Annotated in this window: 22 protein-coding genes; 11 read left to right on the top strand and 11 right to left on the bottom strand. The window is 69.3% G+C overall.

Features of this window, described 5'->3' with window-relative positions:
- Positions 1–254 precede the first annotated feature (254 nt).
- The 3 genes from OG407_RS18115 to OG407_RS18105 are packed head-to-tail and all read left to right on the top strand — an operon-like array spanning position 255 to position 2,783.
- Positions 255–758: a hypothetical protein gene (locus OG407_RS18115; RefSeq protein WP_405859285.1), complete on the top strand. Its 504-nt coding sequence runs from the start codon at positions 255–257 to the stop codon at positions 756–758.
- A gap of 10 nt (positions 759–768) precedes the next feature.
- Positions 769–2,091: a sensor histidine kinase gene (locus OG407_RS18110; RefSeq protein ID WP_405859283.1), complete on the top strand. Its 1,323-nt coding sequence runs from the start codon at positions 769–771 to the stop codon at positions 2,089–2,091.
- Between the two features lie 44 nt (positions 2,092–2,135).
- Positions 2,136–2,783 (top strand): LuxR C-terminal-related transcriptional regulator, encoded by a 648-nt coding sequence (locus tag OG407_RS18105; RefSeq protein ID WP_405859281.1) that lies wholly within the window; start codon positions 2,136–2,138, stop codon positions 2,781–2,783.
- Between the two features lie 49 nt (positions 2,784–2,832).
- Here the strand turns inward: OG407_RS18105 and OG407_RS18100 are convergent, their stop codons facing one another.
- Positions 2,833–3,477: a class F sortase gene (locus OG407_RS18100; protein WP_405859279.1), complete on the bottom strand. Its 645-nt coding sequence runs from the start codon at positions 3,475–3,477 to the stop codon at positions 2,833–2,835.
- A gap of 117 nt (positions 3,478–3,594) precedes the next feature.
- On the bottom strand, positions 3,595–4,113 hold the full coding sequence (locus OG407_RS18095; RefSeq protein WP_403598428.1) for a hypothetical protein: 519 nt from the start codon (positions 4,111–4,113) through the stop codon (positions 3,595–3,597).
- A 271-nt stretch (positions 4,114–4,384) separates the two neighbouring features.
- Between OG407_RS18095 and OG407_RS18090 the strand changes: the two genes are divergently transcribed.
- The gene (locus OG407_RS18090) at positions 4,385–4,969 is read left to right on the top strand and encodes an NADPH-dependent FMN reductase (RefSeq protein WP_405859277.1); all 585 of its coding nucleotides are present in this window, start codon (positions 4,385–4,387) and stop codon (positions 4,967–4,969) included.
- A 127-nt stretch (positions 4,970–5,096) separates the two neighbouring features.
- Here OG407_RS18090 and OG407_RS18085 read toward each other — a convergent pair whose 3' ends face one another.
- The gene (locus OG407_RS18085; protein WP_403598421.1) at positions 5,097–5,363 is read right to left on the bottom strand and encodes a hypothetical protein; all 267 of its coding nucleotides are present in this window, start codon (positions 5,361–5,363) and stop codon (positions 5,097–5,099) included.
- A gap of 184 nt (positions 5,364–5,547) precedes the next feature.
- On the opposite strand from OG407_RS18085, the gene OG407_RS18080 reads away from it, so the two are divergent.
- The 4 genes from OG407_RS18080 to OG407_RS18065 all read left to right on the top strand — a co-directional run bounded on the left by OG407_RS18080 (position 5,548) and on the right by OG407_RS18065 (position 10,452).
- On the top strand, positions 5,548–6,690 hold the full coding sequence (locus tag OG407_RS18080) for a hemopexin repeat-containing protein (RefSeq protein ID WP_405859275.1): 1,143 nt from the start codon (positions 5,548–5,550) through the stop codon (positions 6,688–6,690).
- Between the two features lie 80 nt (positions 6,691–6,770).
- Complete coding sequence (locus tag OG407_RS18075) at positions 6,771–8,234, top strand: hypothetical protein (RefSeq protein ID WP_405859273.1); 1,464 nt, start codon at positions 6,771–6,773, stop codon at positions 8,232–8,234.
- Between the two features lie 14 nt (positions 8,235–8,248).
- Complete coding sequence (locus OG407_RS18070) at positions 8,249–9,817, top strand: hypothetical protein (RefSeq protein ID WP_405859271.1); 1,569 nt, start codon at positions 8,249–8,251, stop codon at positions 9,815–9,817.
- On the top strand, positions 9,811–10,452 hold the full coding sequence (locus tag OG407_RS18065; RefSeq protein WP_405859269.1) for a hypothetical protein: 642 nt from the start codon (positions 9,811–9,813) through the stop codon (positions 10,450–10,452). The genes OG407_RS18070 and OG407_RS18065 overlap by 7 nt, the downstream gene beginning before the upstream one ends.
- Here OG407_RS18065 and OG407_RS18060 read toward each other — a convergent pair.
- Entirely contained in the window at positions 10,449–11,180 is a 732-nt protein-coding gene (locus tag OG407_RS18060) for a TetR/AcrR family transcriptional regulator (protein WP_405859267.1), read from the bottom strand. The genes OG407_RS18065 and OG407_RS18060 overlap by 4 nt on opposite strands.
- Before the next feature lie 138 nt (positions 11,181–11,318).
- On the opposite strand from OG407_RS18060, the gene OG407_RS18055 reads away from it, so the two are divergent.
- The gene (locus tag OG407_RS18055; RefSeq protein WP_405859265.1) at positions 11,319–12,839 is read left to right on the top strand and encodes an MFS transporter; all 1,521 of its coding nucleotides are present in this window, start codon (positions 11,319–11,321) and stop codon (positions 12,837–12,839) included.
- Between the two features lie 81 nt (positions 12,840–12,920).
- On the opposite strand, the gene OG407_RS18050 is transcribed toward OG407_RS18055, so the two are convergent.
- Both OG407_RS18050 and OG407_RS18045 read right to left on the bottom strand, forming a co-directional pair.
- Positions 12,921–13,520, bottom strand: coding sequence for a hypothetical protein (locus tag OG407_RS18050; RefSeq protein ID WP_405859263.1), 600 nt, complete (start codon positions 13,518–13,520; stop codon positions 12,921–12,923).
- On the bottom strand, positions 13,510–14,037 hold the full coding sequence (locus OG407_RS18045; RefSeq protein ID WP_328683502.1) for a SigE family RNA polymerase sigma factor: 528 nt from the start codon (positions 14,035–14,037) through the stop codon (positions 13,510–13,512). Before OG407_RS18045 ends, OG407_RS18050 begins: the two co-directional genes overlap by 11 nt.
- Before the next feature lie 170 nt (positions 14,038–14,207).
- On the opposite strand from OG407_RS18045, the gene OG407_RS18040 reads away from it, so the two are divergent.
- Complete coding sequence (locus OG407_RS18040; protein WP_405859261.1) at positions 14,208–14,498, top strand: hypothetical protein; 291 nt, start codon at positions 14,208–14,210, stop codon at positions 14,496–14,498.
- A 78-nt stretch (positions 14,499–14,576) separates the two neighbouring features.
- Here the strand turns inward: OG407_RS18040 and OG407_RS18035 are convergent, their stop codons facing one another.
- Positions 14,577–14,768 carry a DUF397 domain-containing protein gene (locus tag OG407_RS18035; RefSeq protein WP_405859259.1) on the bottom strand — a complete coding sequence of 64 codons (192 nt, stop codon included), beginning with the start codon at positions 14,766–14,768 and terminating at the stop codon, positions 14,577–14,579.
- 3 nt (positions 14,769–14,771) lie between these two features.
- Positions 14,772–15,653 carry a helix-turn-helix domain-containing protein gene (locus OG407_RS18030; protein ID WP_405859257.1) on the bottom strand — a complete coding sequence of 294 codons (882 nt, stop codon included), beginning with the start codon at positions 15,651–15,653 and terminating at the stop codon, positions 14,772–14,774.
- Positions 15,654–15,850: 197 nt separating this feature from the next.
- Between OG407_RS18030 and OG407_RS18025 the strand changes: the two genes are divergently transcribed.
- A complete protein-coding gene (locus OG407_RS18025) occupies positions 15,851–16,309 on the top strand; it encodes an ATP-binding protein (protein WP_405859255.1) in 459 nt (152 codons plus the stop codon).
- On the opposite strand, the gene OG407_RS18020 is transcribed toward OG407_RS18025, so the two are convergent.
- The 3 genes from OG407_RS18020 to OG407_RS18010 form a co-directional block, all read right to left on the bottom strand.
- A complete protein-coding gene (locus OG407_RS18020) occupies positions 16,262–16,762 on the bottom strand; it encodes a GNAT family N-acetyltransferase (protein ID WP_405859253.1) in 501 nt (166 codons plus the stop codon). The genes OG407_RS18025 and OG407_RS18020 overlap by 48 nt on opposite strands.
- A gap of 59 nt (positions 16,763–16,821) precedes the next feature.
- Positions 16,822–17,727 (bottom strand): aminoglycoside phosphotransferase family protein, encoded by a 906-nt coding sequence (locus OG407_RS18015; protein WP_405859251.1) that lies wholly within the window; start codon positions 17,725–17,727, stop codon positions 16,822–16,824.
- Positions 17,728–17,825: 98 nt separating this feature from the next.
- Positions 17,826–19,469 (bottom strand): M4 family metallopeptidase, encoded by a 1,644-nt coding sequence (locus OG407_RS18010; protein WP_405859249.1) that lies wholly within the window; start codon positions 19,467–19,469, stop codon positions 17,826–17,828.
- Positions 19,470–19,567 lie beyond the last annotated feature (98 nt).

The following is a 19,567-nucleotide window of genomic DNA, read 5'->3' as shown; positions in this document are numbered from 1 at the left end:
CCGGTGTTACCCGACCGCATCCCACCTGTTTCCCGCGAGGAACGCTGCCCTCAGCGGGAGCGCGCGGGGGGTGTGAGGGTTCGGGGCGCGCGCCGGGGGAGGGGCGTGAGGTTCGGTTAACCGAACCTCCGGGTCCCGTGCAGGCACCATCGTGTACGGCGGTCGGCGACGGAAAGCTGGACACATCGGTTCACAGCAGTTCACACGGGCTGCGCCGACTCATGTACGCCCACTCATGTGCAGGGGGATGCACCATGACCACCACCCGCGATCTGCCCACCCCGGACCCGACCTCCGTCCACGCCTGGAACCTCGTCCGCGCACCGTTCACCGCCACCACCTGGCGCCGCACCGCCTACGCACTCCTCGCCCTTCCGCTCGGCCTGGCCTGCATCCCGCTCGCGCTCGTCGGCGCGCCCACGGCCCGCTGGCAACGGGGGCTCGTCCACCGTTTCCTGGACACGGAGATTCCGGGCACCGCACGCGCCGGCGGCCTGCCCCACGCCCTCCTCGCCACCCCCCTCAACCTCCTCACGGCGTTCATCACGCTCTACGGCTGGGCGATCGTCCCCATGAACCTCGGCTGGCCGCTCCGCGCCGGCGACGACTACTCCAGCGCCTGGGGCGGACCCACCTTCGCCGGAGCCTGGGCCTTCCACGCGGTGCTCGGCGGCATCGGCTTCCTGCTGCTGATGCCGTGGGTGGTGCGCGGCCTGACCGCCGTGCAGGTCCGTGTCGCCAGGTCGTTCCTCTCCTAGGTTGATCCCCATGCCGAGCCTCCGCTCCCGCCTCTGGTCCCGCCTCCGCACCCGCGCCGTCGCCACCTTCGGCCGCCGCGCTCTGGCCGCCGTCCTCTACGGCGTGATCGCCCTCCCGCTCGCCCTCGTCGGCTTCTTCCTCACGCTCGTCGGGCTGGCGTTCGGCGGGGCGCTGTCGGTGACCACGCTCGGCCTGTGGCTGCTGGCGGCGACCGTGCGCGGCGCGTTGGCGCTGGGCGCGCTGCAACGGGGTCTTGCCCGACGGCTGCTCGGCCTGGAGATCGAACAGCCGGGGGCGGAGGGCGGCGGCACTGGGGTGAGCGCCGGCGGAATCCTCGGCTGGCGGCGTGGCATCCTGCTCGACCGAACCGGCTGGCGGGCAGTCGGCTGTGCCCTGTTGACACCGTTCACAGCCGTTTTCGCGTACGCAGCCGTCGTCATCGGCTACATCTACGGCGCCCTGTTCACACTGCACCCGCTGCTCAAGCGCTGGAACTACAACACGGTTCACAGCACCGACGGCACGACGCACCCCGTGTCACTGGAGTTCTTCGGTTACCAGCTCGACTCCTGGCCACGCTGGTTGATTCCGTTCACAGCCGGATTGCTGCTGCTGGCCGTCGCACCCCTCCTCCTCCGTTACGCCCTCGGCCCACACCGCGCCCTGTTGACCGTGCTGCTCGGCCCCGACGCCGCGACCCGCCGTATCCGCACCCTGGAGGAGACCCGCGCCCGAGCCGTCGACGATGCCGCCGCCACCCTCCGCCGTATCGAACGCGACCTGCACGACGGAACCCAGGCCCGCCTGGTGGCCCTGGCCATGCACCTCACCCTGATCCGTGAACTGGTCACCGCCGGCGCCGAACCCGACCGCGTCCTCACCGCCCTAGACACCGCCCAAGGCAACGCCACCCAGGCCATCACCGACCTGCGCCACCTGGTCAAGGGCATCCATCCGCCCGTACTCGACGAGGGCCTGGACGCCGCCCTCACCACCCTCGCCGCCGACAGTGCCCTCCCCGTCACCCTCACCACCGACATCGGCACCCGCCCCACCCCGGCCGTCGAGACCATCGCCTACTTCTGCGCCGCCGAACTCCTCGCCAACGCCACGAAACACGCCCACGCCACGGCCGCCGCCGTAGACGTCACCACCCGCGACGGACTCCTCCGACTGCGCGTCACCGACGACGGACAGGGCGGCGCGACGATCGGCGCGGGCTCCGGCCTGACCGGCCTCCTCGCCCGCGTCCGCACGGTCGACGGCACACTGACCTGCGACAGCCCGCCCGGAGGCCCTACGGTGGTCACGGTCGAACTGCCCCACACGTGACCCCGTACATGACCCCACACCTGAGCGGACCCGAACGGAGCGGTATGCGCGTCGTCATCGCCGAGGACTCGGCCCTGCTGCGCGACGGCCTGGTCCAGTTGCTCCAGCTACGGGACGTAGAAGTCGCCGCGGCGGTGGGCGACGCCGAGGCGCTCCTCACCGCGGTGGCGGCACACGCCCCGGACGTGGCCGTCGTGGACATCCGCCTCCCACCCACGCAAACGGACGAGGGCGTACGAGCGGCCGTACAGCTGCGCGACCGGCACCCCGCGACCGGCGTCCTGCTGTTCTCGCAGTACGTCGAGACGACTCACGCGGCCCAACTCCTGGGAAATCCGGCCGGGTTCGGGTACCTCCTCAAGGAACGGGTCGTGGACATCGGGGAGTTCGTCGGCGCGCTGGAACGCGTCGCGGCCGGCGGCACCGCGCTCGACCCCGAGGTGGTCGCCCAACTCTTCGGCGCCGCCCGCCGATCCACCGCCCTCGACACCCTCACCCCGCGCGAACGCGAGGTCCTCGCCCTGATGGCGGAGGGCCGCACGAACCACGCGATCGCCACCGCGTTCACGGTCTCGGAACGAGCCGTGGAGAAGCACGTGGCCAACATCTTCGCGAAGCTGGACCTGCCCCCCTCGGACACGGGAAACCGGCGGGTGCTGGCGGTACTTCGGTACCTGGAGAACGGCCGCTGAAGCCCACCGAAGCCCGCTGAAGCTCACCGAAGCCCGCAGAAGCTCATGCCTACCGACTGCCACTCAGGTGCGCGAACACCACCACGTTCCCCTGGTACCCCGTCGCCCGCGAATACCCGCCCCCACAGGTGATCACCCTCAACTCGGGCCGCCGCGCGGCCCCGTACACCTTCTGATCCGGAAAGCGGCTCGCCTGGTACACCTCGACCGCGTCCACCGTGAACAGCGCGACGCTCCCGTCCAAGCGGTCCAGCTCGATCGTGTTGCCCTTCTTCAGGGCGCCGAGGTCGTAGAAGACGGCGGGCCCGTCGGCGTTGTCGACATGGCCCGCGACGACCGCCGTGCCGGTGTCACCGGGGGTGGTCCCGGCCTCGTACCAGCCGGCGAGGTTCTTCTTCGCGGCCGGGGGCACGTCCAGGCTGCCGGTGCTGGTCAGCTTGAGGCCCATCAGCGGGGCGTTCACATGGATGGCCGGGATACGGATGCGGTCGGGTGGCGACGGCGGCAGCGCGCGGGCCGCGGTTCGCTCGACGGCCGGATCGGGCCGGGCCTCGGCGGCGGACGGCTGCGGCGGGGCGTTCGTGTCGGAACCGCTGCTCAACAGCCACGCGCCCGCGCACAGGGAGACCACGGTGACGACCCCTATCGCGGTGTTGGCCCCTGTCGCGGTATTGCCGTATCTGCGACGACGCATGCGGAATCAACCCCTCTCCCGTAACTGGCCCCGCGCCCCCTCCGGGCCACGAGGGGCGTCGGGCCCGGAGGGGGAGGGGACGTGCGGTACCGGCGGACGGACAGCGGAGGGTGTCCGTCAGAACCTGTCGCCTCTCGCCCGGCGATGCAGGAGCCAGGTACCGCCCGCGGCGGCGACGGCGAGAGCCGCCACGCCGGCCGCGGTCTGCACGGGGTCGGGGCCCAAGGCGCCGCCGACCCCCGTCTTCACACTGCCGCGCGGCTGCACCTGCTGCCGCATCGAAGCCAGCGTCACCATCAGATCGCCGTTGACCTCGCGGCCGTCCGTGCACTTCGCGACGATCTCGTACGTCCCCGGCTGCGCACTCGGCGGCACCTTGAACTGCCCGATCGCATCGCCCTCGTGCGTGCTCGGCGCCAGCGTGAACGTGCCGGCGCCCACCGCGCTGGCATCACCGGCGGCCGTACCGTCGTCGCCGCACGCCGCCGTGTTCACCGTGACGTCGCCGCCCGGCACGGCGTTCGACGGGAACACCTCCAGACTGCCGGTCTCGCCGCCGTACGCCGGCGCGGTCGCGAGACCCGCGGCGGCTACGGCGAGCGCGGTGCCGGTCAGCAGACGGGCGGTACGTCGCATCGGTGTTCCTCCGAGCTGTGGTTGGCTGCCCTTCCGAGGTAAGTGGCACCGGGCCGAGCCCGCTTCCTGAGCGAGCGTCAGAATTGCGGTGAATGGGTGTCAGAAAGGGCCTCCGACGCGCCTTCTCGCCGCTGTTTCAGCAGGTCATAGGGGTACGACGGGCTACGGCGAAACCCGTCCCGGAGAAGAACCCGAAGAGCGCAAGCCGCGCGTGTGAACGGGTGATGACCTCACTTGACCTCAAGAATGGTTGAGGTACGAGGCTGCCCTTATGGACACCACCACCGCTCCCCTGGCCGTCACCGTCGTGATCGGCAGCAACCGCCACGGCCGCTTCGGCCCGGTCGTCGCCGACTGGCTCCTCACCCACGTCCGCGACCACCCCGACCTCACCCTCCAGGTCGTCGACGTGGCCGAGACCGGCCACCTGCCCACGACCCTCGCCCCTACCCCGGAGGCCACCGCCGCGCTCGCCGACATCACCCCGAAGCTGGCCGGCGCGGACGCCTTCGTCGTCCTCACCCCCGAGTACAACCACTCCTACCCGGCCGGCCTCAAGAACCTGATCGACTGGCACTTCACCGAGTGGCGCGCCAAGCCCGTCGCCCTCGTCTCCTACGGCGGCCTCGCGGGCGGCCTGCGCGCGGTGGAACACCTGCGCCAGGTCTTCGCCGAACTCCACGCCGTGACGGTCCGCGACACCGTCTCCTTCCACAACGCGGGCGCGTCCTTCGACGACGACGGCCGCCTCAAGGACCCCACGGCCCCGGACGCGGCGGCGAAGGCGATGCTTGACCAACTGGTGTGGTGGGGAAGGGCGTTGACGGAGGCGCGCCAGGTGCGGCCGTTGATCTGACGAAAGAGGATCTGACGAAAGAGGATCTGACGAAAAAAGGGGGGCGGCCGACACAGGTCGGCCGCCCCTCTCACACCGTCACTGATGGCCCGGTGCGTTGCCCGGGCTGGTGCGCCGGGCGGACGTGTCAGAAACCGAAGATGCCCTCGAACGTGCCGCGGTCCCACTCGTGGTCGGTCTTGCTGTTCGACGCGTAGACGGGGCCGACGTGGTCGATGACACCGGCGAACATGGTGCTGTCGGTGTGCCCGGAGCCCTGGGAACCGGTGCCCTGGACGACCGCGCCGTCGTCGTGCGAGAACGGGCCGTTGTCGTGGGCGAGGGCGGCACCCGCGCCACCGAGCAGGATGCCGACGGCGAGGACGGACGTGGTCAGGGCGGAACGCATACGCATGACTGCTCCCAAAGATCTCTGGATGACGCGCCGGAAACCGGTCACGTCGGGCCGATCAACGCCTGAACGATCACTGGAAAGGCCATGCCGGCTCCATGACGCCACGTGGATCACCCGCTGATTCACTCGAACGGGACCCGGAACCGTGCCATAAGAACCGCACCGCCGGAGCATGCATCCCGGCATGAGTGTGGACAAGGCGTACTTCACCGTCGGGGCCACCGTGTCCACGTACGACATCGACGCGGACGCGGCCGACCCGGCGCGGGACTGGCAACTCGGCGCGGCCTGGGGCGGGTTGCCGTCCGGCTGGGAGGAGGGCATCGACGCGGCGGCCGACCTGGGACAGGCCCATCTGTACGTCTTCCGGGGCACGGAGTACGTCCGCATCCCGTTCGCCACCCAGACCGTCGACGACGGCTACCCGCTCACCACCCGCGACAACTGGACGGGCCTCTCCTTCGACACCGTCGACGCGGTCATGAACTGGTCCGACGGAAAGCTCTACTTCTTCTCCGGCCCGCAGTACGTCCGCTACGACCTCGCCGCCGACCGCCAGGACCCCGGTTACCCCAAGCCGATCGCCGACGGCTGGACGGGCGTCACCGCCGACTGGGTCGGCGAGGGCATCGACGGCGCGCTCAACCCCGGCAACGGACGCGCGTACCTCTTCAAGGGCACCGAGTACGTGGCCGTCGACTGGCACACCAAGACCCAGGAGGACGGCTACCCGCTCACCATCACCGACCAGTGGCCCGGCCTCACCGGCCCGTACGACGCGATCTGGTCGAACGCGGCCACGGCCCCGCCGACCGGGGGCGGCGGCTCGTCCAAGGCGGCCCAATTCCGGCTCTCCTACGGCGAGTTCGCCACCGCCAGTGAGACGGCGACCGGCGTGCCCGCGCTGGTCACGCTCGGCCAGGCGGCACTGGAGTCCGGCTGGGGCACGGCCGCGCCCGGCAACAACTTCTTCGGCATCAAGGCGAAGGCGACCGACCCACCGGAGAGCCGTCAACTCCTCAGGACCCAGGAGGTGTTGGACCGCCCCGACGTGCGGTTCCCCGAGGTCATCTCGGTGACCCAGCGCCCCGACGGCAAGTATCTGTACGTCGTCCGCGACTGGTTCCGCGTGTACGCGACCCCCGAGGAGTCCTTCACGGCCCACGGCAACTACCTGCGGAACAACGCCCGTTACGCGCCCGCGTTCGAGCACACCGACGACCCGTACGCCTTCGCGCGGGCGGTCGCGGACGCGGGCTACGCGACCGCGACGAACTACTACGACTCCCTCGCGTCGGTGATGCGGAACATCGAGGCGGCTGCCTGAGATCACCGGTGATTCACTTATCCGGGTGAACACGAACATGTCGCCGGATACGAGGCATATGACCCGGGCAGGACGGGGGCATGGGATACCAACTGGGGGATCTGGGGCGGACGTTCCGCGACCAGATGTACAACGTGCTCACTGGCGGCGACGGCAGCGTCCCGCCGGCCAAGTCCAGCTTCATCACCTGGTGCATGCCCGGACTGCCGTACCAGGAGGCGGACTTCGCGTTCGCCGCGCAGGGCATCGGCACCGGCGCCACGGCGGCGGAGGACAAGCTCCTGCTCCAGCAGGCGTACAACTTCTCCTCGCTCATCGACTTCATCCCGGACGTGACCTCGGCGTACTCGTCGGGCCGCCAGGACGGGGTGTGGCGCAACGCGAGCGGTGCCCGGCTGAGCGAGATCTACGGCCAGATCCTCAAGTTCTCCACGGTCGTCGACGACCAGCTCACCGACGACCAGAAGGCCAAACTGGACCGGTTCCGGGGCCTGTTGAGGGTGACGCGGACGGTGAAGGACATCGTCACCGAGCAGGAGAAGCAGGTCACCGAGGACAGCCCCATGCTCAAGGCCTACAAGGCGTGCATGCAGGCGTACGTCACCGCCGCGCTGTCGTACAACAGCAAGCGCATCGCCGCACAGGCCGCCGTGGGGGAGTCCGGCAAGCAGGCGGTCGCGGACTGGGCGGCCAACGCGCAGCTGTACTCGATGCAGGCCGCCGCCGCGATGGACGACTGGACGTCGAGCGGGTACCGCAACGAGGTCGAGGAGATCAACGCCTACATCGACCAGACCACCGAGAAGTCGATGCTGCTGTGGAAGCGCAACCTGGAGCGCTTCTACGAGGAGGCGAACACCAACGCGCTCGGCCCGGGCCAGTCCTTCTACTACACGACGGTCGTCCCCGGTGACTTCGCGACCTCGAACGGCTGGACCGCGTACTCGATGTACCACCAGATGGTGGACTCGCACAGCCACTACGAGACGACGTCCTGGTCGGCGGGCGGCGGTCTCAACTTCGGTCTGTGGAGCACGAGCGCGGGCGTCACCACCAACTCCCAGGACTACAGCGAGAACTTCCAGGTCGACGACTTCTCGATGTCCTTCGAGATGGCGCAGGTACAGGTCGTACGGCCCTGGTTCTACCCGGAGTTCCTGGAGAACCGCGGCTGGGACCTGCGCAAGGGGCAGGGCTGGAACTACGACCAGATGCCGTCCGACGGCGGCAACCCGCCCCAGGGCCGCTTCATCGGCTATCCGCTCCAGGCCCTGTTCATCAGGAACCTCACCATCCACTCCGCCTCGCTGGCACAGGCGTTGCAGACCCACCAGAGCTCCGTGTCGGTCAACGCGAGTGTCGGCTGGGGCCCGTTCAGTGTGAAGGGCAGCTACAGCCACTCCGAGTCGGACCAGCACTTCCACTCCGAGAACGACGGCGCCACCATCACGGTCCCCGGCATGCAGATCATCGGCTTCGTCAACCACCTGCTGGACAAGACACCGAACCTGCTCGACGGCCTCGACCCCGACCAACTCGTCTAGGGCGGCGGCCAGTCATGAACGAGACCGAGACGGTGTGGGCCGCGTCCCCCGTGGACGCGGCGGCCATGTTCGGCCTGGGCGCGTACGTCCGCGGCCTGCTCACCGACCCCGACCACCTGGTCTCCGTACCGGTGACGCCGGTCGTCTACCAGGACAGCACGTTCCGCTTCGGCGGCGCCCTGGACTCGGCCCGTTCCACGGTCTGGTCCGAGTTCTGCGAACTGGTCAACAGGATCCCCACCCAGCCCACCTGGGCACCCCCGTCGACCGTCCATCTGTGGGGCATCTACGGCGAGGTACTCGGCGCCGACCTGGCCCGCTCCACCCTCACCCCCGAGGAACACCAGCGCTACGACACGGCAGTCGCCTACCTCTACGACACCGGCGCCGACGGAGTCTTCGTCCCCTCACCGGCCCTGCGCGACTACCGCACGGCCCGCCAGGCCTGGCTCCAGGCCGACACGGACTACCACCAGGCGGAACAGACGGCGACGATGTCGACCGACCAGACGGTCCGCGACCACTGGACGCACGTGGACGAGCCCCGGCTCCGCCAGGCCAGGGACGACGCCATGGACGCCTGGCAGACCGCGGGCCACAAGGCCGAGGTGGAGGACGCCCTGCGCGAGACCTCCGAACTCGCTTCGAAGGCCCCCTCCAGCATCTGGAAACGGCACCGCGACGCCTTCAACCCGAACCTCCCCGACCAGTACACGACCGCCCCCAACGGCACGCGTTTCGCGCCCACTTACTACTCACCGGACGGCGCGCTGGACGACCCCTGGTCGCGAGTCGTGCTCTCGGAGGACATGCTCCGCACCCTGGCCGCGCAGGCCCCCGCGGAACTGAGATCAGCCTTCGGCGACCGAGCCACCGACGACACGGTCTTCTCCCTGGCCTTCGAACACCGGGTCGTGTCGGTCGTCCGCCCCTGGCTGGACCCGCCGATGGAACTCTTCGGCTCCCGGGCCTGGCGCCTCTCGTCGGGCGTCGCCCCGCTGAGCGACGGCGCCACCCCACCCCACGGCCGCTGCCCGTCGTACGTCGAATCGGTGGCCCTCGCCCGCAACATCGAGCTGATCCGCCAGGCCGTCGGCTACACGGAGACCCCGGGCGAGACCACCCTCCACGGCACCTGGACCCTCGACCTCGACAACGGCATCGCGGGCGGCGACATGAACACCGCCGACCTCTGGTGGGAGTGGATGACGGAGACGACAGCCCAGTTGGTCCCCAGCTCCCACGCCGGAATCGTCAACCTCGGCCAGGTCGACTACGACGCCTTCGACGGCCACCGCCTCTCGGCCCTGACCTACGGCAGCACCCCCCTCACCGGCAACCCGAACGCGAGCAACCAACTGGTCACCGGGGACGTGTTCGCCGTACGCACGACGGAGGGCCGCTTCGCCAAGGTGCAGGTCGTCCAGTACGGCTACGACCTCCAACTCCGCTGGGTGGCCTACCAACAGGCGACGTCGGCGACACAGAGCACGGTCACCGGCCCGGACGACGTGTTCCTCGCCGGCTTCGTCTGCCGCCAGCTCCCGAAGAGCCCGGACCCGGACCCGGCACTGTCATGGTGAGCACTGTCATGGTGACCCCCGAACTCGCCCTCCACGGGCTGGTGTTGCTGGGCGCGGACACGGTGTACGCCGTCCACATGCCCACGTTCACCGCGCCCTACGACTTCCAGGCCGTCCTCCGGGTCACTCTGGACGCGGACATCTACCGCACGGCCCGCAAGCGCTACGGCACGTCGGCACTGTTCACGCTCAGCCCGCGCACCCTCCTGCTCAAGGACCTTGAGCCGGGCGCGTCCTTCCCCGCCGACCTCTACTTCGGCCGCTTCGGGAGGGACGGCGAACTACTGGGGGAGGTGAGAGTGGGGATCGAGGAGCGGCTGTACGTCGGCCACCCGACCGAGCCCACCATGGAACCGGCGCCCCTCCGCTACGTCCTCTTCGGCCGCGAACAGCTCTACCTGGCCCACGTGTTCACCCGCCCCCCGGACTTCGACCAGGTACTGACGGCTCAACTCGCCGGGGAATGGCTGACGTCGGCGGGGGAGTGGTCGGCGAGTACGGTGACGATCCCAGGCCGCCCGGACGACCTGGCGGGCCGTCTGCACCCGGGCGAGCAAGTCACCGCAGACGGTGCGGAGTTGCAGGTGCTGGCCGAGGTGTACCTGGAGACGGCCGATCTGGCAGGCGAGGCCTAACGCGCCAGCCGCAGCGACAGCCCGTCGAGGACGACATCGAGGCCGTAGGCGAACTTGCCGTCGCGCAGGGCCACCGGATCGGTCGTCGTGATGGCCGACTCGGCGTAGGAACCGGCGAGATGGGCATGACCAGCCGCCGCCTGCCGCGCGGCCGGCATCAGGCGGGCGATGAACTCGGCCTCGCTCTCGCCGGACCGGGCGACCGTGGTGAGCCAGGCGGCCTCGGTCGTGCTCATTCCGATCGTGTACGACAGCACGGCGTCGATCGCGCCGCTCGGCTCGGGGAAGCCGACGGTGGTGAACAGCGCGGCGAGCCGTTCGGTGAAGGACATGAGGTTGGGACCGAGGTAGGCGAGTCCGGCCTGACCGAGCACCGAGGACAGCCAGCGGTGCCGTAGCGCGGTCGTACGGAAGGATGCCGCGGCCTCGGTGACGGCGGCGCGCCAGTCGGAGGCGTCGGCGGCCGGGACGTGGATCTCGGCGGCGACCTCGTCGACGGCCAGTTCCATCAGCTCGTCCTTGGTCGCGACATGCCGGTAGAGGGAGGTCGCGCCGGCGTTGAGGCGGGCGCCGAGCTTGCGCATGCTCAGCGCCTCGATGCCGTCGGCGTCCAGCATCGCGATCGCCTCGCGGACGATCGCGTCCCGGCTGAGCGCGGGCTGGTCGGCCGGGCGCTGCTCACGGGCCCACACGGAGGGGATGGGGCTCGGCTTGGTCCTGGGGGGCATGGGCGCTCCTTCGTGCGTACGTCGTTCGCATCCAGCGTACAGAATTCAGGGATTGCGCACACTGTTCCGCTATGCGTACAGTGTGCGCACCGAAGGAACGGTGTACGCAGGCCGACGAGGGAAGAAGAGGAAGCAGTCATGGACAGTCACCCGGAAACGCTCACGGAGACCCGAAACCCCCGGCGCTGGTGGATCCTCGTCGTGCTGTGCCTCAGCTCGTTGGTGCTGGTGGTCGACAGCATGGCGCTGACCGTGGCGGTCCCGTCGATGACCGAGAGCATCGGGGCGAGCGCGCAGGACACCCAGTGGATCCTCGACTCCTACATCCTGGTCTTCGCCGGCCTGCTGCTGACCTCCGGCAGCCTCGGCGACCGCTTCGGCCGCCGGAAGGTGATGCTGATCGGGCTGGTGCTCTTCGGGGCGGCGTCACTGGCGGCGACGTTCTGCACGAACCCCGGTGAGGTGATCGCCGTACGGGTGGCGATGGGGGTGGGCGGCGCGCTGATCATGCCGTCGACGCTCTCGATCCTCATCACGGTCTTCGACGCGGAGGAACGCGGCAGGGCGATGGCGGCCTGGGGTTCGGTGTCGATGCTGGCGCTGGTCGGCAGCCCGGTGCTCGGCGGCGTACTGATCGACCACTTCTCGTGGCACTCCATCTTCTTCCTCAACGTGCCGGTCGTAGCGCTCGCGTTGGTGGCCGGGGTGACGCTGATGCCGGAGTCCAAGGGCCCCTGGCAGAAGCCGGATCCGCTGGGTGCGGTGCTGTCGGCGGTCGGGATGACGGCGCTGATCTGGTGGATCATCGAGATCCCGCAGCACGGCGCGTTCGAGGGCCGGGGCCTGGTCACCCTCGCGGTGGCGGTGGCGGGGCTGGCCGGATTCGTGGTCTGGGAGAACGTCACGCCGACCCCGATGGTCCCGCTGGTCCTCTTCAAGCACCGTAATTTCAGCGGGGGTTCGCTGTCCCTGACGCTGGTCCAGATAGGCAACGGCGGCCTGCTGCTGGTCCTCACCCAGTACCTGCAGTTCGTGCTCGGCTACTCGCCGGTCAAGGCGGGCCTGGCCTTCGTGCCGCTGGCGGTCGCCGCACTGGTCGGCAACGCGGCGGGCGCCAAGTTCACGGCGCGGTACGGCCACCGGTACCTGATCCTGGCCGGCATGCTGGTGATGGCGTCGTCCTTCGTTCTCCTTACGACGGTCACGGCCGACACCGGCTTCACCGTCCCGGCGGTCGCCCTCGGCCTCCTCGGCCTGGGCGCGGGCCTCGCGATGCCGGCGGCGGTGGGCGCGCTCATGGGCACGATCCCGGAGGACAGGGCGGGCGTCGGCTCGGCCCTCAACGACACCATCCAGCAAGCCGGTACGGCCCTCGGCATCGCGATCCTCGGCTCCCTCCTGTCGAGCGGCTTGGCCGACGAGATGCCCTCCGGTACGTCCGAGGAGGCGCGCCACTCGATCGGCGGGGCGCTGGCCGCGGCGCACGGGAACGCGGGACTGGTCCGGGCGGCCCGGGAGGCGTTCACGCACGCCATGTCAACGACCTTCATGGTCAGCGCGGTTGGGGTCGTGGCGGCGGGAGTGCTGGCGGCGGTGGTGATGCGGGATTCGGTGAGTGAGGATCGGGAAGTGCTGGAAGAGCGGGAGTTGGCTGCCTGAGTCGGGAACGGGGATGCAAGGCCGCTGCCTCTGAGGGCGGCGGCCTTGTCGTGTCGCCGTCGTGTGGACTCCCGGCAGAGGTCAGGACCCGTCGGGGCAGGACCAGTTCGAGATTCTCATGGTGCGCAGATCGAAGTCGACCTCGATCGACTCCGGTGGGCTGTCGCTCGTCACGCGTACGCGGACGGTGTCGGCCCCGGCGCTGCGGGCGGCGCCGACGGTGAAGACGGTGGCGGCTTCCACCTGCCCACACGTGGCCGCCAGGTCGTCGGATCCGTTGCCTTCGAGAACGACTTCCCGCTTCAGCGCCGGCTCCGTGAAGTGTGCGGTCATCAGCTTCCACAGCTTCGACTTCGACGTCGCATCCCGTGCGGCAAAGGCATCCGGCAGAGCCGAATAGTAAGTCCGCAGTTTCTCCTGGGCCGCCGATGTTCTGGAGTCCTCCTCGTGGTGGGAGGGATTTTCCGCCGATCGGTCCGCGCCCACGGAATTCCAGAGGGCGCCCGCACCGATCGCCGTCACGGCAATCGCCGCGACGGCGGCGGAACGGGTACGGCGTTGACGGCGTCGGACGCTTCTGCGACGCAACTCCGGTGCGGACAGCGGCCGGTCGACCCGAACGCTCTCCAACTGGGCGATGCTCTCAGTGAGCCAGCCAGGACGCTCGTACTCATCCGACATGGTCCACCTCCTGGTCCGGCAGGGAGGAGAGATGGCGGGCGAGCGACAGGCGCCCACGGACCAGCCACACCCTGATGCTCCCGGCCGGCCAGCCCGTCTCGGCGCTTATCTGCTCGACGCTGAGATCGCACAGGTGGTGGAGCACAACGACACTTCTGTGCTTCTGCGGAAGCGTGCGAAGCGCCTCTACGAGAGCGACACGTTCGGGGGACGGGCCTTCGACGGGGCGCTGTTCGTGATGACGCTGCATGAGCTGCACACCGCGCCGCACACGCCGGAAGCGGGAAACGGCGAGCCGCCAGGCCGTGGTGCGGATCCACGCCTCCTGGGAACCGTCGCTCGTGAATATCCCCCGTCGACCCCAGGCCCTTATGAACGCCTCCTGCACGACATCCTGAGCCTCCGGCAGATCGCCGGTCATCGCGTAAAGCTGCCGAACGAGCCTGGGGTAGGCCAGTGCGTAGAACTCATCGAACTCCTCTTCCGCCGCGCCTCTCGCCACTCGTCCGCCATTCATTTCCGTCCACAGAACGGCCAGGGGTCCTCTATGGGGGAAGTACGAACGGGCACCGACCCTCCGCTACAGCGACTCTCCGTGATCTGGGTCACTGCATCCGGGTGTCGCGTCCGGGCCCCCGCGCTGCGTAGTCCACCTGTCCAAGTCGCACCGACAGCAGAGGAATTCTCATGCGCCATGCAGCACCCCGTAAGCGGAGCAGGATGGGGACGACGTTCAGGACCGCCGCGGTCAGCGCTTTGGCGCTCGGCAGTCTGACGGTGGCGGCGGGGTCGCAGGTCCACGCGGCCACGGCGACCTCGCACTCCACGGCGGACGACTCCGCGCGCACGCAGAAGCAGAAGGCGGATGCGGTCGCCGGCGCGGCCAAGGGGCAGGTTTCCCGGCCGGTGACGGACCCCGAAGCGGTGCGCACCCTCAAGATGAAGACGATCGCGATGGCTCACGCGCCGAAGGGCTGATCGGCCTCGTGTTGTTCTGAGAAAATGTGACACTTTGGGGGGTGAGTGTCACATTTTTTTCGGGGGGGGTGGTCGGGGTTAGTGGGGCAAGTCCTCTGCGGGGAGGGAGGATTGGAAGGCTCTCCAGGTGGCGGGGTGGAGCTGGAGGGAGGGGCCGTTGGGGTTCTTGGAGTCCCGTACGGCGATGGTGGCGGGGATGTTGGTGGCTATCTCGACACACTCGGCCGTCTGGTCGCTGTAGCTGGACTTCCGGTACTCGAATGCGCGCACGACTCACAGTTCCTTGCGTAGCTTGCGGAGGAACGTGACCGACTCCCGCTCGCTGAGGGAGCGTTCGGCGATCATCTCGAACAACTCATCGTATGCGGCTGCGGATTCCCCGCCCTCCACCCAGCGCTGAGCAAACGGAGCCTCTGCGTAGACGACGTCCATGGCTCCGGGAGCGGCGAACGAGAGGATGTTGAACGAGCCGTTCAGGCCTGGCTGCGTGCCGCCGCTGAAGGGATAGATCCGAAGCGTGACGCTGGGGAGAGCGGCCATCTCCGCAAGGCTTTCGAGCTGGCCACCCGCTGTCGCCGCACCGCCGGGGAAGTTGCGCAGCGTCGCTTCGTAGATCACCGCTTGCAGGAAGAGGGGCGGAGTGTCGGACAGGCGCTTTTGGCGGGCGAGCCGCGCGGCGATGAAGTCCTCGTCCGGCTCAGGGCCTTTGGCTACCTCGGCCTCGGCGCCCACTCTCAACGCCCGCACGTAGTGCGGTGTTTGGAGGAGCCCGGGGATGAACGCCGGTTGCCACACCTTGATTGACGTCGCCGCGCTCTCCAGGGTGATGTACTCCTGCATCACTCCGTGGATGGAGTAGTCGTTCCACCAGCCTTTGGCCTTGCGGCGTTCCCGGTCGACTCTTGCCAGTTCCAGAAGCGCGCCTACGGCGCCGGGATCGTGAACGCCGTACAACTCGCACAGCGCCCGGAGGTCGGGGTCGCGCATAGGAACCCAACCACCCTCCATCTTCGCGACCTTGGTCGTGGACGCGGTGAGCGCCTTGCCCGCCTGGGTCTGGTTGAGGCCGGCCGCCGTGCGCAACTTGGTTAGTTCACCGCCGAGTCGGCGTCCCAGGACGGTCGATGTGCTGTGGCCCTGCGTCGGCGATGTCACGTAGGTCCCCCTTGAGACGTGTGCGTGTGATCAGTCTGGCGCGGTGTCACGAGGCATCGCAAACACCCTTCGGGGGAATTCCTCCGAGAGTCACTTGCGCGAGATGCTGAGCCGCCTCTACCGTCGGTCACGAACCGATCGCAGAGCGGCGCCAGTTGATTCGCGGCGCGGCTCGCCCCTGCCCGGAGGTGAGCGACATGGTCGCCCCCGAAGTCCCCCTCCATCACGACCGCCTCGACTACACCCCGCTCCCCAAGAGCGTCACCCTCGCCCGGCGCCGAGCGCACCGGCTCCTCACCGAGTGGGGTCACCCCGAACTCGCCGCCGACACCGCCCTGTTGGTCTCGGAGCTGGGCGGCAACGCCGTACTGCACGGGTGCCTGCGCGACCGACTCTTCCGGGTCGAACTCACCCTCACGGAACGCGCCGTACGCATCTCGGTGGCCGACCCGAAGGGCGAGTTACGGCCGAGCCTCCGCAAGGCCACCGAGGACGACATGTTCGGGCGTGGCCTGCTGATCGTCGGTCAGATCGCGGACCGTTGGGGCGTGCGCGAGCTCACCGTGGGCAAGGCGGTGTGGTGTGAGTTGGACGTCGTACGACACCACTCACAAGGCCCGCTCCATGCAGACCAGTTGATCCCGCTCGTCCCATGACGCGGTGACGGCGAAGCCGAACCGTTGGTAGAGGGCGATGGCCCCGGTCCGCCACTTCCACACCGACAACCGCACGACGCCCGCGCCGCTTTCCGCCGCATGCGCGAGCGCGTCACCGAGCAGAGCCGAGGCAACGCCCCGGCCCCGGAACGCCGGGTCCGTCCAGAGTCTCTTGATCTCCGACCGCCCGTCGGCGGGGGCGGTCACCACCAGACAGCCCACCGCGGTGCCCCCGCTCACAGCCACCAGCACGACATCGTCGACGAACGCGGTCCGCGGGTCCGAGATCTCCGCCCGGTACCGGTCCGGCAGCCCGTCCACATCGGCAACGGGCTCCCCCTTCTCGGCCTCCGTCCGCAGGTGGTACGCCGCCAGCAACGCGCCCAGCCCGTCCTCGGCGGAAAGAGCCCGGCCCGGTCGACGGACGATGGAAACCTCGCGCTGATCAGCCATGACGTCAAGTATCCAGGGATTCCAGGAACGGCGAGTACGCCACCTCGACCCGCCGGGGATCAGGCCCCGAATTCCTCCAGCGCTTCCCGCACGGCCCGGTGCCCCACCCCCGCCAACACCGGATTCCGCCCACCCCGGTAGTGCTGCTCGGCCACCAACCCGAAGCACAGCGCCCACCCCCGCCCCCGAGCCCACACCTCGTCCTCGAACTCGCCCGCCTCGCGGAAGACTTCACGTGTCCCGGCGGAGAACAAGGCCCACGCGGGCAGGGCGTCCGCCGCCGGGTCGCCGACCCCGAGCCCGCCGAAGTCGATGACCGAGGTGAGCCGGCCGGCCGTGGCGAGCAGGTTGCCGGGGAGGAGGTCGCCGTGGAGCCAGACGGGGGCGGTTTCCCACTGGGGGAGGGCGAGGGCGTGCTCCCAGGCCGCCGTCGCGAGGGTCGCGTCGTGGGTGCCGTCCGCGCCCAGTTCCTCGATCGCCTTACGGACGTCCGCGTCCTGCGCACCGACCGGCCCGCCTCGGAAGGACACGGGCCCGCCCATCGCGTCCACCCGCCGGAGTGCGGCGGCGAAACGCCCCAACTCGACTGCCGTGTCGGTGAGTTGGCTCGGCGGGGAGTCGTACACGTTCTCCCCGTCCAGCCAGCCGTAGACCCCCCACCGCAGCCCGTACCCGCGCCCCGGCTCACCCATCGCCAACGGCACCGGAACAGCGAGCGGCAACTCCGGTGCCAGACGCGGCAACCAGCGCTGTTCCGTCTCGATCTGCCCTGCCCCGCCCGGCAGTCGGGGCAGCCGTACGACCATGTCCTCGCCCAGCCGGAACATCGCGTTGTCGGTCCCGGCCGAGGCGACCCGCGTGACGGTCAACTCCGCCCACTCCGGGAACTGTTCGACGACCAGCCGGCCCACCAGCTCCGCGTCGATGTCGAGTTCGTCGGCGTGCATCTTGGCGTTGGACGACATGGGGCTCCGGGTCTGTGAGGCGGCACCGGAGCCTAGCCAGCGCCGCCCCGCCATCGCCACGGCATTACTCCGCCGAACGGCCGACTCCGGGCCTCAACTCACCCCACACTCACCGCACTCCACGCCGCCGCCACCGCGCCGTACTCCGAACTCCCCACCCCGTAAAGGTCCTTCGCCGCGCTGAGCGTCGCCGTCCGCGCCCCCGCGTAGTTCGTCGAGGACGTCATGTAGACCGTCAACGCCCGGTACCAGATCGCCCCGAGCTTGTCCCGGCCGATCCCGCTCACCGAAGAGCTGTTGCACGTGGGCGAGCTGTAGCTGACGCCGTTGATGGTCTTCGCGCCGCTGCCCTCCGCGAGGAGATACGCGAAGTGGTTCGCGACCCCGGACGAGTAGTGGACGTCGAGATTCCCCACCGACGAACTCCAGCAGTCCGCCGAATTCCCGTCCTTGGACGGCTGGTCCATGAATCGCAGCGCCGCCTTGCCGAATCCCGACCGGACTATCTTCTCGCCGATCAAGTAGTCCCCGAGATCGGAGGAGTTGTTGGCGTACCACTCCACCAGCGTGCCCATGATGTCGGAGGTCGCTTCATTCAGCCCGCCGGACTCGCCCGAGTACGTCAGCGCCGCCGTCTTGGACGTCACGCCGTGCGTCATCTCGTGCCCGGCGACATCCAGCGCCACCAGCGGACCGAGCTGCGTGCCGTCACCGTCGCCGTACGTCATGCAGAAGCAACTGTCGTCCCAGAACGCGTTGTTGTAGCTGTTGCCGTAGTGGACGCGGTTGTACGAGCCCTTGCCGTCGCCCGCTATGCCGTTCCGGCCGTGGACGTTCTTGTAGTAGTCCCACGTCTCGTCCGTGCCGTACTGCGCGTCCACCGCCGCCGACGAACGGTCCGAACTCACCCCCGTGCCCCAGTGGTTGTCGGCGTCCGTGAACAGCGTGGCCGGGGCACGGCTGATGCAGATGCCGAAGATGCACAGGTCGGTCTTGTTCGCCGCGTCACCGGTGTACGTCCCGCCGCGCGTCGCGTCCTTGAGCTGGTACGTCGATCCCGACAGCGTCGTCTCCAACGGCACCGTCCCGCTGTACAGCGACTTCCCGTCACCCGTCGCCGTCTCCACACTGTCCCAGGCGTCGATCTGGGCGCCGGTACGGGCGTCGGTCAGCACCGTGCGCGCGACCGGGTTGCCGAGCGAGTCCTTGGCGACCGCGTTGGTGCGCCAGGCGAGTTTCGGGGCCCCGTGCAGGGCGTCCACTATCAACTGGGGCTTGGCGGTCACCCCCTTCAACACCTCACCGAGATTCGCCGCCCGCAGCGCGTTCACCGCCAGGTCCGCCGCCTTCGGAGCGGCCACCTTCGGCGTCACGGACGGCAGGGACAGGGAACTCCGGGTCGCGCGGTCGGCGCTCCGGTAGTTGCCGTTGGGGGCGAGATGGACCACGAAGTCGCCGCCGAGTACGGGGAGTTGGCGGTACGTCCGGTCGTAGCGGACATGCTGGGTGCCGTCCGCGTCGACGATCACGTCGCGGACCGACGTGTCCTCCGCCGCCGTCAGGCCCAAGCCCGCCGCGTGGGCCACCAACGCCGACGCGGCGTTCGCGATCGCGGTGGTCCGGGACGGCCGGTCGGCCGCGTGAGCGGTGGGGGCGAGGGTGGCGGCCAACAGGGTCGCGGCGCCGGCCGCGATACCGGCCGTGGCGAGACGGGAACCTCGAATGTGCCGTGTCCGACTCATGGCTCTCCTCAAGAACGCAAGTGGGGGGCGTGGGGGCTGCGTTGATGTTGAATGAGATTTAAAGGGCCACGGCATGTCATGTCCATAGCGCATCCACA

It is taken from the genome of Streptomyces sp. NBC_01515, assembly GCF_045040345.1.
Classification (GTDB): Bacteria; Actinomycetota; Actinomycetes; order Streptomycetales; family Streptomycetaceae; genus Streptomyces.
The sequence above is the reverse complement of the archived record's forward strand: the minus strand, read 5'-3'. Positions and strand labels throughout refer to the sequence as shown.